Origin of the sequence: Mesorhizobium sp. LNHC232B00 (assembly GCF_000502435.1) — a bacterium.
Lineage (GTDB): Bacteria > Pseudomonadota > Alphaproteobacteria > Rhizobiales > Rhizobiaceae > Mesorhizobium > Mesorhizobium opportunistum.
The window spans coordinates 1-15270 of record NZ_AYWP01000061.1; the positions used below are offsets into that span (position 1 = coordinate 1).

The 15270-nt window shown below is 64.4% G+C and carries 16 protein-coding genes, 1 pseudogene and 1 riboswitch; of the genes and pseudogenes, 9 read left to right on the forward strand and 8 right to left on the reverse strand.

Translation table 11 applies throughout. From position 1 onward, the window contains the following. From X743_RS01000000169685 to X743_RS138125, 4 genes are all read left to right on the forward strand, one after another. Nucleotides 1-287 (forward strand): hypothetical protein (locus tag X743_RS01000000169685; protein ID WP_032923571.1); only part of this gene is annotated, 287 nt, incomplete at its 5' end. Nucleotides 288-314: 27 nt separating this feature from the next. Next, nucleotides 315-701, forward strand: coding sequence for an RNA-binding S4 domain-containing protein (locus X743_RS138135; RefSeq protein WP_023769389.1), 387 nt, complete (start codon nucleotides 315-317; stop codon nucleotides 699-701). Nucleotides 702-956: 255 nt separating this feature from the next. Then, nucleotides 957-1295: a ferredoxin FdxA gene (gene fdxA / locus X743_RS138130; protein WP_013892564.1), complete on the forward strand. Its 339-nt coding sequence runs from the start codon at nucleotides 957-959 to the stop codon at nucleotides 1293-1295. 368 nt (nucleotides 1296-1663) lie between these two features. Further along, nucleotides 1664-2245, forward strand: a complete 582-nt coding sequence (locus tag X743_RS138125; RefSeq protein WP_010911999.1) for a CarD family transcriptional regulator — start codon at nucleotides 1664-1666, stop codon at nucleotides 2243-2245. 158 nt (nucleotides 2246-2403) lie between these two features. On the opposite strand, the gene X743_RS138120 is transcribed toward X743_RS138125, so the two are convergent. The 3 genes from X743_RS138120 to X743_RS138110 form a co-directional block, all read right to left on the reverse strand. Further along, the gene (locus tag X743_RS138120; RefSeq protein ID WP_023769390.1) at nucleotides 2404-3171 is read right to left on the reverse strand and encodes an amino acid ABC transporter ATP-binding protein; all 768 of its coding nucleotides are present in this window, start codon (nucleotides 3169-3171) and stop codon (nucleotides 2404-2406) included. Further along, entirely contained in the window at nucleotides 3168-3848 is a 681-nt protein-coding gene (locus X743_RS138115; protein WP_023769391.1) for an amino acid ABC transporter permease, read from the reverse strand. The genes X743_RS138120 and X743_RS138115 overlap by 4 nt, the downstream gene beginning before the upstream one ends. A 118-nt stretch (nucleotides 3849-3966) precedes the next feature. Further along, nucleotides 3967-4740, reverse strand: a complete 774-nt coding sequence (locus X743_RS138110) for an amino acid ABC transporter substrate-binding protein (RefSeq protein ID WP_013892561.1) — start codon at nucleotides 4738-4740, stop codon at nucleotides 3967-3969. A 322-nt stretch (nucleotides 4741-5062) separates the two neighbouring features. Between X743_RS138110 and X743_RS138105 the strand changes: the two genes are divergently transcribed. Continuing rightward, entirely contained in the window at nucleotides 5063-5926 is an 864-nt protein-coding gene (locus X743_RS138105) for an RNA polymerase factor sigma-32 (protein ID WP_023769392.1), read from the forward strand. 15 nt (nucleotides 5927-5941) lie between these two features. On the opposite strand, the gene X743_RS138100 is transcribed toward X743_RS138105, so the two are convergent. The 4 genes from X743_RS138100 to thiB all read right to left on the reverse strand — a co-directional run bounded on the left by X743_RS138100 (nucleotide 5942) and on the right by thiB (nucleotide 11323). Next, on the reverse strand, nucleotides 5942-7348 hold the full coding sequence (locus tag X743_RS138100) for a M48 family metalloprotease (RefSeq protein WP_224686885.1): 1407 nt from the start codon (nucleotides 7346-7348) through the stop codon (nucleotides 5942-5944). Nucleotides 7349-7666: 318 nt separating this feature from the next. Further along, nucleotides 7667-8464 carry a thiamine ABC transporter ATP-binding protein gene (gene thiQ / locus X743_RS138095; RefSeq protein WP_032923572.1) on the reverse strand — a complete coding sequence of 266 codons (798 nt, stop codon included), beginning with the start codon at nucleotides 8462-8464 and terminating at the stop codon, nucleotides 7667-7669. Further along, nucleotides 8457-10076: a thiamine/thiamine pyrophosphate ABC transporter permease gene (gene thiP, locus X743_RS138090; protein ID WP_031258852.1), complete on the reverse strand. Its 1620-nt coding sequence runs from the start codon at nucleotides 10074-10076 to the stop codon at nucleotides 8457-8459. Before thiP ends, thiQ begins: the two co-directional genes overlap by 8 nt. A 248-nt stretch (nucleotides 10077-10324) precedes the next feature. Next, nucleotides 10325-11323: a thiamine ABC transporter substrate binding subunit gene (gene thiB, locus X743_RS138085; RefSeq protein WP_023769396.1), complete on the reverse strand. Its 999-nt coding sequence runs from the start codon at nucleotides 11321-11323 to the stop codon at nucleotides 10325-10327. A gap of 43 nt (nucleotides 11324-11366) precedes the next feature. Next, nucleotides 11367-11481, reverse strand: a riboswitch (TPP riboswitch). 86 nt (nucleotides 11482-11567) lie between these two features. Here thiB and X743_RS138080 point away from each other — a divergent pair. The 4 genes from X743_RS138080 to X743_RS138065 are packed head-to-tail and all read left to right on the forward strand — an operon-like array spanning nucleotide 11568 to nucleotide 14634. Continuing rightward, entirely contained in the window at nucleotides 11568-12212 is a 645-nt protein-coding gene (locus X743_RS138080; RefSeq protein WP_023769397.1) for a thiamine diphosphokinase, read from the forward strand. A 1-nt stretch (nucleotide 12213) separates the two neighbouring features. Next, nucleotides 12214-14034 (forward strand): ABC-F family ATP-binding cassette domain-containing protein, encoded by a 1821-nt coding sequence (locus X743_RS138075; protein WP_023769398.1) that lies wholly within the window; start codon nucleotides 12214-12216, stop codon nucleotides 14032-14034. A 58-nt stretch (nucleotides 14035-14092) separates the two neighbouring features. Then, nucleotides 14093-14335 (forward strand): type II toxin-antitoxin system CcdA family antitoxin, encoded by a 243-nt coding sequence (locus X743_RS138070; protein WP_023769399.1) that lies wholly within the window; start codon nucleotides 14093-14095, stop codon nucleotides 14333-14335. Further along, nucleotides 14335-14634: a CcdB family protein gene (locus X743_RS138065; RefSeq protein ID WP_023769400.1), complete on the forward strand. Its 300-nt coding sequence runs from the start codon at nucleotides 14335-14337 to the stop codon at nucleotides 14632-14634. The genes X743_RS138070 and X743_RS138065 overlap by 1 nt, the downstream gene beginning before the upstream one ends. A 26-nt stretch (nucleotides 14635-14660) precedes the next feature. Here the strand turns inward: X743_RS138065 and X743_RS138060 are convergent. Then, nucleotides 14661-15270: pseudogene (locus X743_RS138060) on the reverse strand (hypothetical protein); the annotation flags it as partial.

Genomic DNA, 15270 nt, shown 5'->3' on the forward strand with positions numbered 1-15270 from the left:
GCGACGGCGCCGGCAAACCGCGCTTCGACCGCTCGAAGTTCAAGCCCAAGCCGCAGGGCGAAGGCGAACAGCGCCGCGACGGCCGCCCGCAAGGCGAGCGTCCCGAACGCCGCGACGGCCGGCCCGACTGGAAGGGCGGCAGGCCGGAAGGCAAGGGCGGTCGGCCCGATCAGGGGGGCGCAAAGCCCGTTTTCCAGCCGAAGCCGCGCGAAGAACGCCCGGTCCGCTTCGATCCGGACTCACCCTTCGCCAAGCTCGCCGCCTTGCGCGACCAGCTGAAGAAGTAGGCCCCTAGACCAAGAGATAGCGCTTCGATGGTTGCTGAAGGCCGCCAGCGCATTGACAAATGGCTCTTCTTCTCGCGAGCCGTGAAATCGCGCTCGTTGGCGGCGAAGCTGGTGGTCGCCGGCCGCGTGCGTATCAATCGCGACAAAGCAGCGCAGGCCTCGGATCTGGTCAAGCCGGGCGATGTGCTGACCATCACGCTCGACCGGCGCATTTTCGTCTGGAAGGTGCTCGGTGCCGGTGTGCGGCGCGGCCCGGCCGAGGAGGCTCGCACCCTCTACGAGGACATGTCGCCGCTGCCTACACCGAAGGCCGACAGCGTGCCCGATGCCATCCCGGCGCTGCGCGAGGCCGGCAGCGGCCGCCCAACCAAACGGGAGCGCCGCCAGACCGACCGCTTGCTCGGCGAAGATTGAGGTTTGTCGCCCAAGAGGTTGTGGTCAAGCGCGCCACTAGCGATTTTGGGACGGCGACAGACGCCAGACGGAAACCGGACCCGGCAAACAGGACATCAAATGCCCCTGCCGTACCCGGCGTGCTCGAATTTCATTCCGGAAACGACGATGCCGCCGGGCATGGCCGCCCTTGCAAGCGACGGACAAAGGCGTTACCTCACGGAAAAAGCCCAACAAAACTGGCCCAATAGAGCTGGGACGTCCCGGAGCCGACCGATGACCTATGTCGTGACCGACAACTGCATCAAATGCAAATACATGGATTGCATCGAGGTCTGTCCGGTCGACTGTTTCTACGAAGGCGAGAACATGCTCGTCATTCATCCCGACGAGTGCATCGACTGCGGCGTCTGCGAGCCGGAATGCCCCGCCGACGCGATCAAGCCCGACACCGAGTCGGGCCTCGACAAATGGCTGCAGATCAACACCGAATACGCTGAGAAATGGCCTAACATCACCGCCAAGAAGGAGCCGCCGGCCGACGCTAAAACCTTCGACGGCGAGGCTGGCAAATTCGAGAAATACTTCTCCGCCGAGCCCGGCGAAGGCGATTGACAAGCCGGCCGCGAAGGCCGGTATTACCCAAGGTAAGAGCCATGCCGCATTGATCGTCTTGACAGGCGGCATGGACCTGTGGCCTTCGCTTACGCAGCAAAACCTTGATTCTTCCGACTTTTTGTGTTACATCAGCGAAACATGCCGGTGACACACGTCGATTTATGGCGCAGACGCCCCAAATCACTGAAAGGTGAAAATCCCATTCCGGACCAGAGCGATCTGGGCCAGGCGGTCGCAATCTGTGCGGTTTGCCGGTCCGGCTTTTCCGATGGGTTCATCTGTTGTGCGGCTAAGGATCGGGTCCCCCGATCGCACGAGTTCGGGCCGGCAGGACGCCGGCACCACAACAAGGAGTTCACGGCGTAATGGCTACGATCACCCCGCAGAAGAAGTCCACCGGCGCGCGTCATGGTTTCAAGACCGGTGAGTACATTGTCTATCCGGCGCACGGCGTCGGCCAGATCGTGTCGATCGATGAGCAGGAAGTGGCCGGTCACAAGCTGGAACTCTTCGTCATCGACTTCCAGAAGGACAAGATGCGCCTGAAGGTGCCGGTCGCCAAGGCGACCTCCATCGGCATGCGCAAGCTCTCGGAAGAGGATTATGTCGAGCGCGCGCTGAAGGTCGTTCAGGGCCGCGCCCGCGTCAAGCGCACCATGTGGTCGCGTCGCGCCCAGGAATATGATGCCAAGATCAATTCGGGCGACTTGATCTCGATCTCCGAAGTCGTGCGCGACCTCTACCGTGCCGACAATCAGCCGGAGCAGTCCTATTCCGAACGCCAGCTCTATGAGGCGGCGCTCGACCGCATGGCCCGCGAGATCGCGGCCGTCAACCGCATGTCGGAAACCGAAGCCGTCCGCCTGATCGAGGTCAATCTCAACAAGGGCCCTAAGCGCGGCGCCAAGGCCGACAACGAGGAAGCCGAGCAGGAAGAAGCTGCCTGAGCCTTTGAACCTTCGAGTTCTGAAAAACCCGGCCTCGCGCCGGGTTTTTGCTTACCCTCCCCCTTGTGGGGAGGGTCGCTGCAAAGCAGCGGGGTGGGGGACAGCGCCTACCCTCCGGACCTTCGGTCCGACCTCCCACAAGGGGGGAAGTAGAAGACTCACCCCTTGGCCTCCTTCTCCGCCTCCTGCTTCAGCGTCGCGATGAACCGCTTGGTCCGTTCGCGCTCCGGATTGCCGAACAGCACGGCGGACGGCCCCTTTTCGACGACGACGCCGGCATCGAGGAAGATCACTTCCTGGGCGATCTTGGAGGCGAGGCGCAGGTCGTGCGTCGCCATCACCATGGTCGTGCCTTCGCTGGCGAGCTTGCCAAGCACGTCGACCACCTCCTGAGCCAATTCCGGATCGAGCGCCGAGGTCGGCTCGTCGCAGAGCAGCACTTTCGGCGATGGCGCCAGTGCCCGGGCAATGGCCACGCGCTGCTGTTGGCCGCCCGACAGCGTCGCCGGCCACGCATCGGCCTTGTGCTCCATGCCGACCTTCTCCAGCAGCGCCAGCGCCCGCTGGCGCGCCCTCTGCGGCGACCATTTGAGCACCGTCACCAGGCCTTCCATGACATTCTCGATCGCGGTGCGGTGCGGGAACAGCTGGAAATTCTGGAACACCATGCCGGTCTGCAGGCGCAGGCGCCTGATGTCGGCGGTCGCCACCTTGATGCCCGGGCGGAATTCCAGCGTTTCGTCGCCAATGCGGACCGTGCCCGATGTCGGGATCTCCAGAAGGTTGATGCAGCGCAGCAGCGTGCTTTTTCCCCCACCCGAAGGGCCAACAAGCGCGGTGACGCTGCCTTCGTCGATGGCGACGGTCACACCCTTCAGCACCAGATTGTCGCCGAAGCGCTTTTCGATGTCGGTGAGGCCGATCATGAGCGTGCCTCCAGGAAGCCGCCATAGCGGTTGAGCCGTTCCTCCAGCCGCGTCTGCAGGGCCGACAGCACCGAGCTCATCGCCAGATAGAGGATTGCCGCCTCGACATAGAGGATCAGCGGCTCGTAGGTGGTGGCGACGATGCGCTGCGCCGCCTGGAACATCTCCGGCACGGTGATGGCGGCTGCCAGCGAGGTGTCCTTGACCAGCGAGATGAAGGTGTTGGACAGCGGCGGCACCGCGACCCGGCCGGCCTGCGGCAGGATGGTGCGCCGCATCGCCTGGCTCCAGGTCATGCCGATCGAATAGGCGGCCTCCCACTGGCCTTTCGGCACCGAGCCGATGGCGGCGCGGATGATCTCCGACGTGTAGGCGCCGATGTTGAGCGTGAAGCCGATCAGCGCCGCGGTCAAGGCATCGAGCAATATGCCGACCGATGGCAGGCCGTAGAAGATCAGGAACAGCTGCACCAGGAGCGGCGTGCCGCGAAATATCCAGACATAGAAGCGCACGAGCGCGACCAGCGGCTTGGGTCCGAACAGCCGGCCGAGCGCCGCGCCCAGGCCGACCGTCAGGCCCAGCACGAAGGACAGCAGCGTCAATGGCACGGTGAAGATCAGCGCGGCCCACAGCAGCGAAGGCAGCGACTCCAGCATCAGTTGCAGCCAGTGCGGCACGAAAGACCCTCCAGAATGCTAGACGTCAGCCATATCACGACAAAAGCGGCAAACCGTCAAAGACGGCTCGCCGCTGGATGCATCGCACGGGCCGGGAACCGGCCCATCCCAGGAAAACTTACTTCGAAACGTCCTGGCCGAAATAGGTGTCGGCGATCTTCTGATAGGTGCCATCCGCCTTGATGTCGGCCAGCGCCTTGTTGATCGCGGCGACCAGCTCGGGATCGCCCTTGCGCACGATGACGCCGGAATAGTCGGCGTTTTCCTCTTGCGCGGCGATCTTCACATTGGCGTCGGGCTTGTGCTTTTTGAAGTCGAGGAACGACAGGCTGTCGTTGATGGTGGCGTCGGCACGGCCGGTCAAAAGCAGCTGGATCGACTGGTCGAAGCCATCGGTGCCGACCAGCTCGGCGCCGTTCGTCTCGGCCAGCTTGCCGAAATTCGAGGTCAGTGACTGCGCCGACTTCTTGCCCTTGAGATCGGCGAAGGTCTTGATGTCGGTGTTGTCGCCGCGCACGATCAGCACCGCCTTGGACGCGATGTAGGGGTCGGAGAAATCATACTTGGCCTTGCGGGCGTCGGTGATGCCGACTTCGTTGATGACGGCATCGTAACGGTTGACGTCGAGGCCGGCGATCAGTCCGTCCCACTTGCCCTCGAGGAACTCGACCTTCACCCCGAGCTTGTCGCCGATCGCCTTGGCGATTTCGACATCGAAGCCGACCAGCGCGCCGGAAGCGTCATGATAGGTGAAGGGTGCGTAAGTGCCTTCCGTGCCCACCTTGATGACCCCGGCCTGCTTGATCTGGTCGAGATTGGCGCCGGCATGGCCCGATGCGACAGCCAGGGCTTGCAGCGTTCCGGCGATGATGAGCGACTTGAGCCATTTCATTTTTCTGTGATCCCGTCCTTGGCCGGCAACCCGGCATGTTGTGAGGGCTGGAAAATGACAGATGCAGGTCGAAAAAATAAGGAACGAGATTTCAAAAACGATGGATTTCTGAAACCGCATTCTCCGAAGGAGACTTATTCGCAGCATCCTGATGGTCCAGGCAACCGCTGCGAAATCGCCCGGATGATACCGCTCGCCTGCCCGCGCGGGCGGAACTTTTCTCGCGCATGGCAGTTTTGGCTGTTCTAGGGCACGACGCCGCGATTTCAACCCGACGCCCTGCCAGTTCGTTATTCGCATCGCCTGAGCCAGGGAGTGCCTCATGATGGAAGACACGGCAGGACGGACCATGGTCCGCGCGGCCATGAAGGCCCCCTACCTGGAGCGTGACGAGGAGCATCGGCTGGCCCTGCTCTGGAAAGAAGACAACGACCAGAACGCTTTGCACAGCATCACCGTCGCCCATATGCGGCTGGTCATTTCCATGGCTTCCAAATTCCGCCATTACGGCCTGCCGCTTGGCGACCTGATCCAGGAAGGCCATGTCGGCCTGCTCGAGGCCGCCGCGCGCTTCGAGCCCGAACGCGAGGTGCGGTTCTCGACCTATGCGACATGGTGGATCCGGGCCTCGATGCAGGACTACATCCTGCGCAATTGGTCGATCGTGCGCGGCGGCACGAGTTCCGCGCAAAAGGCTCTGTTCTTCAATCTCAGGCGCTTGCGTGCCCGCTTGGCAAACGGCGCCGAGCCGCTCTCCAACGAAACCCTGTATCGCGAAGTGTCGGTTGCGCTTGGTGTTTCCGAAGCCGATGTGGCGATGATGGATTCGCGGCTGTCGGCTCCGGATTCCTCGCTCAACGTGCCGCTGGCCGACGATGCGGGCGCCACCGAGCGGATGGATTTCCTGGTCTCGGACGATCCGCTGCCCGATGAGGTCGTCAGCGACCGCATCGATGTCGCGCGCCGCTCCGTCTGGCTGAAAGCGGCTCTCGCCGCCCTCAACGCCCGCGAACTGCGCATCATCGAGGAACGCCGGCTCAGCGACGAGGGTGCGACGCTTGAGGCACTCGGCGAAACGCTCGGCATTTCCAAGGAACGCGTACGCCAGATCGAGGCCCGCGCCATGGAAAAGCTCAAGGTCGCGCTGGTGAAGCAGAATCCGGAGTTCCTGGCGACAGCCGCCTGATCGCGAAGCCGGCTCTTACTTGTCGGTGACGATCTTGACCTTGTCACCGGCCGAAACAGCGGCACCCGGCGACAGCGCATTGAGCACGCGGAACAGGTCGAGCTTGCGGTCGACGCCCACCATCTGCGCGGCGAGCGAGCCCATGGTCTGTCCCGGCTGCACGGTGAGCACGCGGATGTGCAGCGGCTTCAGGGCCGCTTTTTCAGCAGGGCTCAGGATACGGAACGACCCGCTGACCGAGCGTGCCACCGTGTCGAGCGAGGTGCTGGCCGAGGGGGCCGCGGTCAGCAGCCGGTAGACCTGGCCGCCGGCGCGGATCACCGCGATGTCGAACTGCCAGCCTTCGGCGCCGGCATGCGCGGTCGCCGCCTCGTTGCCGTTGATCGTTTCCTGCTTGACGGTGCTGTCGTCGAGACCGGCGACCCAGCCGCTGCGGATGTAGTCGGTCAAGGCGCGGTTCTTGTCGATCGAAACGCCGTCGAAGCGGATGGCTATGTCACCCGGCCCGGTCGCCGTCACCGCTGCCGCGGAATTGTCGATGATGAAGCCATCCGGCACCGTGAATGACACACCGAGGCCCGGATGCAGGAAGGTCTCGCCGCGCACATAGCCTTCCTCCGGCGTATCTCCGTAGAGCAGGCCGTCTATGCCGGCGAGGAAGGAATCGCGGTCGCGCGTGCCGACGCCGGGTGCGCCGAACTGGCGGGCATGGCGCTGCGCCAGATCGATGCGCTGCGGCGTGTTGGGGTGCGTCGCCAGGAAGTCGAGGCTGGCGTCGGTGGCACCGCTGATCGAGCGGAAATCGGTATAGGCCGACATCGACTGCAGGAACCGGCCGGCGGCGTATGGATCATAGCCGGCTTCGCCGATCGACTTGATGCCGATGGCGTCCGCTTCCAATTCCTGGTTGCGCGAGAACTGCGCCAGCCTGAGCTTGCCGCGGATCAGTGCCGCCTTGGCGGTCGGGCTGTCGCCGAGCACATCCGAGACCACCTTGGTCGCCAGGCCTTCCTCGGCCTCCAGCTGCTGGCGTTGCAGGCCGTGGTTGGCGGTGACGTGGCCCATCTCGTGCGCGATGACCGCGGCGAGTTCGGACGAATCGTTTGCCAGCGCCAGCAGGCCGCGCGTGATGTAGAGATAACCGCCCGGCAGCGCGAAGGCGTTGACGTTGGGCGAATTCAAGATGGTGATGCGGTAGGTCTGGGTCGGATTGGCCGACACCACGGTCAGGCTGCCGACCACCTTGGCGACCATGCGCTCGAGCTTGGGATCGGAATATTCCCCGCCATAGGTCGCCAGGATGCGCGGGTGCTGCGCCTTGGCTAGTTCGGCGAGTTTGTTGTTGGCGCCGACATTGTCGACCGTGATCGGCCTGTCGGACGGCTGGAAGCCGGATTCCTGGACTGCCGGAGGTGTGAACATCTGGCAGCTTGCGAGCGCCACGGCAAAACCGGCCAGCGCCAGAAAGCGCGCCAGCGGGTTCCATCTTGGTCTGTCAACGCCGATCGCCAGAACGGCTTCCTTTCGGGTCCCGGCGCATGACCGCGAAAATCGGGGGCGATCTTCGGAATTGTCATGCGCAAACAAACTACTACAGCATCCGTCACACGTCCCTCGGGGCGTGCGGCGGATGCTGTAGGCAAATCACGGCCTGTGCCGGACCAATAGGGCGGACCTAGCCACACTACGTCTGCCATGGCAAGCAAGCGCCACTTCGCCCGAAGCCGGTTTGACCGTAAATTATGTCCGCTTCCGGGCAATATCTCGTGATACGGCATCCCCAGCACCGGCACCGATATAGCGCCGGAACGCCTCGGGACCAGCCCCGGCAAAGAAATCGTCGGCGGAGCCGGTGGCCGCGACGGCGCCATTGTCCAGAAACACCACATTCTGGCCGATGCGGCGCGCATCCTGCGGCTGGTGCGTGACGAACAGCACCGTCATGCCATGGTCGGCATGGACGCCGGCAACCAGGTCGAGCATGTCGTCGCGCAAAGCGGGCCCGAGCGAGGCGAAGGGTTCGTCGAGCAGCAGCACCGGGCGATCGCGCACCAGCACGCGGGCCAGGGCGACGCGCTGGCGCTCACCGCCCGAGAGTTCGCGCGGCAAGCGTTGTTCCTTGCCGGCAAGGCCGGTCCGCGCAAGCGCGTCGGCAATCGCCGCGCGGTCGGCCTCGGTCAGCCGCAGCGACGGCGAGCGGCCGAGCCCGACATTCTGCTCGACGCTGAGATGAGCGAAAAGGTTGTTTTCCTGGAACACCATCGACACCGGCCGCGCCGCCGGAGGCGCGCCGCCGACATCGGCCCCACCGATCAGCACACGGCCGGAGCGTGGCGTCTCGAACCCGGCGACCAGGTTGAGCAGCGTCGATTTGCCCGAGCCGCTCGGCCCCATGATGGCGGTGATTTCCGCTGCGGCGAACGCGACATCGAAGGCAAGCGGCGCCTCGCCATAGCTGAACGAAACCTTATCCAGCCGCACCGGAACACCTTTCCTGCCAATCGCCCCGTCTTTCCTGCCAATCGCCCCGTCAGACATCGCGGGCCATTCCTTTCCCCAGCCGGTCCGCTGCCAGGACCAGCGCCAGGCAAACCAGGCCGAGCAACAGTGCCAGGCCGGCGGCATCCGCGGTGCGGTAGCTGCCCATGCGCGCCAGCAGAAGGTAGGGCAATGTCTGCACGGAATCACTGCCGAACAGCGCGATGACACCGAGATCGCCAAGCGACAGCGCCATGGCGAAGGCGAAGGCGGTGGCGAGCGGCCGCCGCAGCGACGGCCAGTCGACCAGCCGCAGCCTGGCCCAGCCCGCTATGCCGAGCTGCGCGCAGAGCCGTTCGTGACGCTCGCTGCCCGCATCATAGGCGGGACGGACGGCGCGCAACGCAAAAGGCATCGCCATCACCGCATTGACGGTGACGACCATGACCGGGGCGATGGCGAAGACATCGCCGGCATGGCGCAGCAGCAGGAACCAGCCGGCGCCGATGACGATGGGCGGCACGACCAGGACGAACCCCGCGCCGGTATCGGTGGCGTGTTCGAGCAGCGTCCTTGGCCCGGAGCGGCGGTTCAGCGCCAGCGCTCGGCGCGCCATGGTCAAGGCCAGCGACAGCATCACCGAAAGCAGCGCCGACAGGAAGGCCAGCACCGCACTCGTCAGCGTCGCCTGCCGAACTGCGGCCTCTTCGGCGAGCCGGCCGAGATCGGCGCCAAGCCCGGCGATCACCGTGGCCGCCATCGGTCCGGCAACGAACAGCAGCGCCAGCACGATGAGCGCCGCGTTCAGCCAGGTCTCGGTCCGGTTGACGGAGAGATAACGGCGCGGTGCGACCGGCAGGTTGGTGTCGCCGACGATATTGGCGCCAAGCCGCGTCAGCGTCAGCACCACGATAAAGGTCAAGGCGATCTGCAGCAGCGTCAGCGCGACCGCCCGCGCGGGATCGAAATCGAAGCGCAGCGCCTGATAGATGCCGACTTCCAGCGTCGTCGCGCCTGGTCCGCCGCCGAGCGTCAGCACGATGGTGAAGGAGGTAATGCAGAGCATGAAGACGAGCCCGGCGACGCCGGGCAAGGCGGCGCGCAGCGTCGGCCATTCGATCAGCCGGAACGCCGGCCGCGCGCCCATGCCAAGCTGGCTCGCCAGCCGCCACTGGTCGGCAGGAATGGTCTGCAGCGTCTCGAGGAACAGCCGCGTGCTGAGCGGCAGGTTGAAGAAGACATGGGCGATAAGGATGCCGGACAGGCCGTAAATGCCTGGCCAGCCCTGGCCGCCGACCGCGCCGAACAGGCCGGCGAAATAACCGGCGCGGCCGTAAAGCGCCAGGATCCCGAGCGCCGCGACGATGGCCGGCAACGCCAGCGGCACGGCAAAGAGCTGCAGGATGAAGGCGCGGCCAGGGAAGCGCGGGTGCCGCGACAGCGCACGCGCCACGAACAGCGCCGGCATGACCGACAGAAGTGTCGAGAGCGCGGCCTGCCAGAGCGTGAAGCGCACGACGCGCAGCAGATAGGGATCGAAGGCCGCCCAAGCGCCCGTGAGATCGTGGGCGCCCTCGACAAGCAGCCCGGCAAACGCGCCACCGATCAGCAGCGCGATCGCGGCGAGCCCGATGATGCCTGCGGTGACGCGGGGGTCAGACGCGCGTTGCACGCTGGACCGCCTGTCTTCGCGTCGCGGCACTTACAAAGGATTGTGCTCTACGGCGCCCCCCTCTGTCCTGCCGGACATCTCCCCCACTTGGGGGGAGATTGGCAGTTTCCGCGCTTAGCTTATATCTGCAGCGTCGGCGATTTGCGAAATCACCGATGACGTTCGATCTCCCCCGTTGTGGGGGAGATGTCCGGCAGGACAGAGGGGGGCGCCGTAGAGCAATCATCTTCGCTCGGTTTGCCTCAACCCTACTTGCTCATCACCGAAAGCCATTCGTCCACCCAGGCTTTGCGGTTGGCGGCGACCTCCTCGGGGTTGAACAGCAAGGTCTTGGTCGGCTTGACCAGTTTGTCGAAGGCCGGGTTGAGCGGCTTGTCGGTCTTGCCGGCAGGGAACATCCAGTTGGTCTCGGGGATGGCGTCCTGGAATTTCGGGCTGGTCATGAAGGCCATGAACTTTGCAGCCAGCGGGTTCTTGGCGCCCGTGGTGGTGATGCCGGCGACCTCGATCTGCAGGTATTCGCCCTCCTCGAAGGACGCCGCCTGGTAGCGCTCGCTGTTCTCGGCGATCATGTGATAGGCCGGCGACGTGGTGTAGGACAGCACCATCGGCGCCTCGCCCTTGGTGAACAGGCCGTAGGCCTCGCTCCAGCCCGGCGTCACCGTCAGCACCTTCGCCTTGAGCTTGGCCCAGGCCTCCGGCGCCTTGTCGCCATAGACCGACTTGACCCACAAAATCAGGCCGAGGCCGGGCGTCGAGGTGCGCGGATCCTGGATGACGATCTTGTCGTCGGCACTGCCCTCGACCAGTTCCTTCAGGCTCTTGGGCGGTGTCTTCAGCTTCTGCGTGTCATAGACGACGGCGAAATAGCCATAGTCGAAGGGGACAAAAGTATCGTCGCTCCAGCCGCCCGGCACATCGACGTCGCTGACCGCGCCATGCGGCACGAACAGGCCGGTGGCCTTGGCGTCGGCGGTGAGATTGGTGTCGAGGCCGAGCACGATATCGGCCTTGGTCGAGGCCCCTTCGAGCTTGACGCGATTGAGCAGCGCCACGCCGTCGGCGACCGAGACGAACTCGACATCGCAGCCGCATTCGGCCTCGAATTCCTTCTTCACCACGGGGCCTGGACCCCAATCGGCGGTGAAGCTTTCATAGGTGTAGACGGTGAGCTTGTCCTTGGCCAAGGCCGGCCCGGACAGCGCCAGAACCGCTGCCGAGACAAGAGAGTATAAAAGCGTGCGCATCGGCGCCTCCTTCGTTCGAGTTGAAAGGAATTGAGGCGTCGGACTGTCCGAAACGTCTAATCCCTCCGCCGGTACAAACCGGATCAGGTTCAGCGGGTTGGCGAGACTGCCTCTCAGCCGGTCCGCGAAGATCGCGTCCGGCACCCCGTTAGAGCGTTTCGACACATAGGCCGGGCCAATGAACCGCGCAAGTGGAGTTTGCCGCCTTCCGTTTCGCGTGTCGGGCTGGTAAGGGCCACACGATATGAGCACATTCACCATCCTGCTTGGCGGCGATCTCATCCGCACGCCGCGGCTCGACCGCCAGATCGAAGGCTGCCGCGTGATCGCCGCCGACGCCGGCATGAGCCATGCGCAGCTGCTCGGCCTTGTCCCGGAACTCTGGGTGGGTGATTTCGATTCGGTGCCGGCCAATCTGCCTGACGATCTGGCCGCCGTGCCCCGCCAAACCTTTCCGCCGGAGAAGGACAAGACCGATGGCGAACTGGCGATCGCCGCCGCGCTCGCGCGCGGCGCGACCCGCCTGGTGCTGGCAGGCGCTTTCGGCGGCAAACGGGCCGACCATGCTTTCCTGCATCTGTCGCTCGCCCTGCGGCTGGCCGAGACCGGCACCGGAGTGGTGCTGACCAGCGGCGCCCAGGAAGGCGTACCCTTGCTGTTGAGAAAGACAGGCTTCGACTATGCCGACGGCACGCTGTTTTCGATCCTCGGCTTTTCAGACCTTGCCGGCCTGACCGTCACCGGCGCCAAATGGCCGCTGAACCATGTCGAGGTGGCCTTCGGTTCATCGCTGACCATCTCCAACGAGGTCAGGGGCGGCCTCGAAATCGCGCTCGGCCATGGCCGCGCGCTGCTGCTCGCTCATCCCTATCCCTTGCCCGAAAGCTGACATGGCCCCGCCTCTTCTCAATCTCGACGGGATAAAACTGACCTTCGGCGGCACGCCGCTGCTCGATGGCGCCGCCTTGACCGCTTCGGCCGGCGACAAGATCGCGTTGGTCGGCCGCAACGGCTCGGGCAAGTCGACGTTGCTCAAGATCGCCGCCGGCCTGATCGAACCCCAGGACGGCGAGGTGTTCCGCCAGCCTTCGGCGACCGTGCGCTATCTGCCGCAGATGCCCGACATGGAAGGCTTCGCGACGGTCCGCGCCTATGTCGAGGCAGGCCTCGGCCCCGCCGATGATCCCTACCGCGCCAGCTATCTGATGGAGCATCTCGGCCTGTCGGGCGAGGAGCGGCCGAACGATCTGTCCGGCGGCGAGGCCAGGCGCGCTGCCCTTGCCCGCGTCATGGCGCCGGAACCTGACATCCTGCTGCTTGATGAGCCGACCAACCATCTCGACCTGTCGGTCATCGAGTGGCTGGAAGAAGAGCTTGTCCGCACCTCGTCGGCACTTATCGTCATCTCGCACGACCGCCGTTTCCTCGAACGCGTCTCGCGCGCCACCATCTGGCTTGACCGCGGCCAGACCCGCAGGCTCGACAAGGGTTTTGGCCATTTCGAGGAGTGGCGCGATCAGGTGCTGGAAGAGGAAGAGCGCGAGCAGCACAAGCTCGGCCGCCAGATCGTGCGCGAGGAGCACTGGCTGCGCTATGGCGTGACGGCGCGGCGCAAGCGCAACATGCGCCGCCTCGGCGAGCTGCAGACCATGCGCAAGAATTTTCGCGGCCATCGCGGCGCCGAGGGTTCGGCGACCATGGTGGCCAGCGACGCCGCCGAATCCGGCAAGCTGGTGATCGAAGCCAAGAACATCGAGAAGAGTTTTGGCGATCTCACCGTCGTCAAGGGGTTCTCGACCCGCATCCAGCGCGGCGACCGCGTCGGCCTCGTTGGGCCGAACGGCGCCGGCAAGACGACGCTTTTGAAGATGCTGACCGGCGAACTGGCGCCCGATGCAGGCTCGGTCCGGCTCGGCACCAATCTCGAAATCGCCACGCTCGACCAGAAGCGCGAGGCGGTCGACCCGCAGGAGACCCTGGCGCAATATCTCACCGACGGGCGCGGCGAAAACCTCGTCATCAATGGCGAGCAGCGCCATGTCGTCTCCTACATGAAGGATTTCCTGTTCAAGCCGGAACAGGCGCGCACGCCGGTGCGCGAACTGTCCGGCGGCGAACGGGCGCGGCTGATCCTGGCGCGCGTGCTGGCGCGGCCGGCGAACCTCCTGGTGCTCGACGAGCCGACCAACGATCTCGACATGGAGACGCTGGAACTCCTGCAGGAACTGGTCGCCGGTTTTGCCGGCACCGTCATCCTGGTCAGCCACGACCGCGATTTCCTCGACCGCACCGTCACCAGCATCATCGCGCCTGACGGCGGCGGCCGCTGGGTCGAATATGCCGGTGGCTATTCCGACATGCTGGCACAGCGCGGCGGCACCAGGCTCGACGACCGCAAGGCGCGCGCCAAGGCGGAGGTCGGCGATACGCCGGCCCAGGCCAGGAGCGAGCCGGCAGCGCCAAAAGGGCCGGCGAAGAAACTGTCGTTCAAGCAGAAATTCGCGCTGGAATCGCTCCCCAAGAAGATCGAGGCGGTGACCGCGTCGATCTCGCGATTGGAAAACAACATCGCCGACCCGGCTTATTACGAGCGCGATCCCACCTCGTTCCAGAAGACCATCGCCGCCCTCGACAAGGAGCGTGCGACGCTGGCGGCGCTCGAGGAAGAGTGGCTGGAACTGGAGATGTTGCGGGAAGAGATGGAAGGGTGAACGATTGCATGCGGTTTTTTATGCGCGTATATTATGCGCATGGAAGAAGGGCATCCCCATGTTTCAATCGACGCCAAAACCTCAGAGGACGTCCGTCAACACGTCCATTGACTCTCAGTTGATCAAAGACGCCAAGGCGTTGGGCATCAACATCTCCCGCGCTGCCGAGGCAGGTATCGCGAAAGCGATAGCGGCGGAGAAGACGCGTCGATGGCAGGAAGAAAACAAGGAAGCCATCGAAAGCTCCAACGAGTATGTTAGGCGTAACGGACTGCCATTGGCCAAACATCGGCCGTTCTGATGGCACGTTACGATTTTTATCGGAATGCCGACGGTAACGGTTATCTTCTCGATGTGCAGTCCGACCTTCTTGAAGGGCTGAGCACGAGGGTCGTTATTCCCCTGATGCTGCCCCAAATAGCTCCGGTTCCTGGCCGCCGACTAAACCCTACCTTCGCTATAGACGGCAAAGATCATGTGATGGTCACGCAGTTTATGTCAGCCTTCACCGCATCTGAACTATCGGACGCGGAGGGAAGCCTCTCAAAGCATCACGACGACATCGTCGCAGCGCTCGACATGCTGTTCCAGGGTTTCTGAACGAAGGCGATCGTTAGGCCGCCTCCTCAGCCCGCCGTCTTGGCCTGCCAGGCCTTGATCGCCTCGTCGAACACCTTCTCGCCGGGTATGCCTTTTTCCATGGTCAGCAGCGCCCGCCGTCCGGTCTTGTAGACGACCGGCACGTCGATCCAGTCCTGGCCGCGCAGCAACGTCATGTTGGCGTCCTCATCGGCCTTGGTGTCGTTGAGCGCGACGAGGAAGAAGCCGTCGGCGATCTTGGCCGGAATGCCGATCAGCGGGCTGCCGGCATCCTGTTCGGAGCTTTTCATGGCAACGCGCAGGATGTTGTCGACGCCGCCGCCTTCGAAGCCGTCGGGCGTCAGGAAGATCATCTCGATGATATGGCTGGCCGGCAGCGTCTGGTCGGTGTTGCGGCGGATGGTCATGCGCAACTGGATGTCCTTGCCGGGGATGGTCGCTTCGGCGCGGATCGCCGGCTCGGGCGGCAGGTCGCCGCCGGGCGATTCCTGGACCAGCGACCAGACGATGCTGCCGGGCTCGGCCGAACCCTGCGCGGTGCTGGTGCGCTCCTCATAGAAGATCGCCTTTTGGCCAACCGGCACCGCGGCTTGCGTCGCCGGAGCGGCGGCCGCGGGCGGCGTGGCGGCCGCGGGA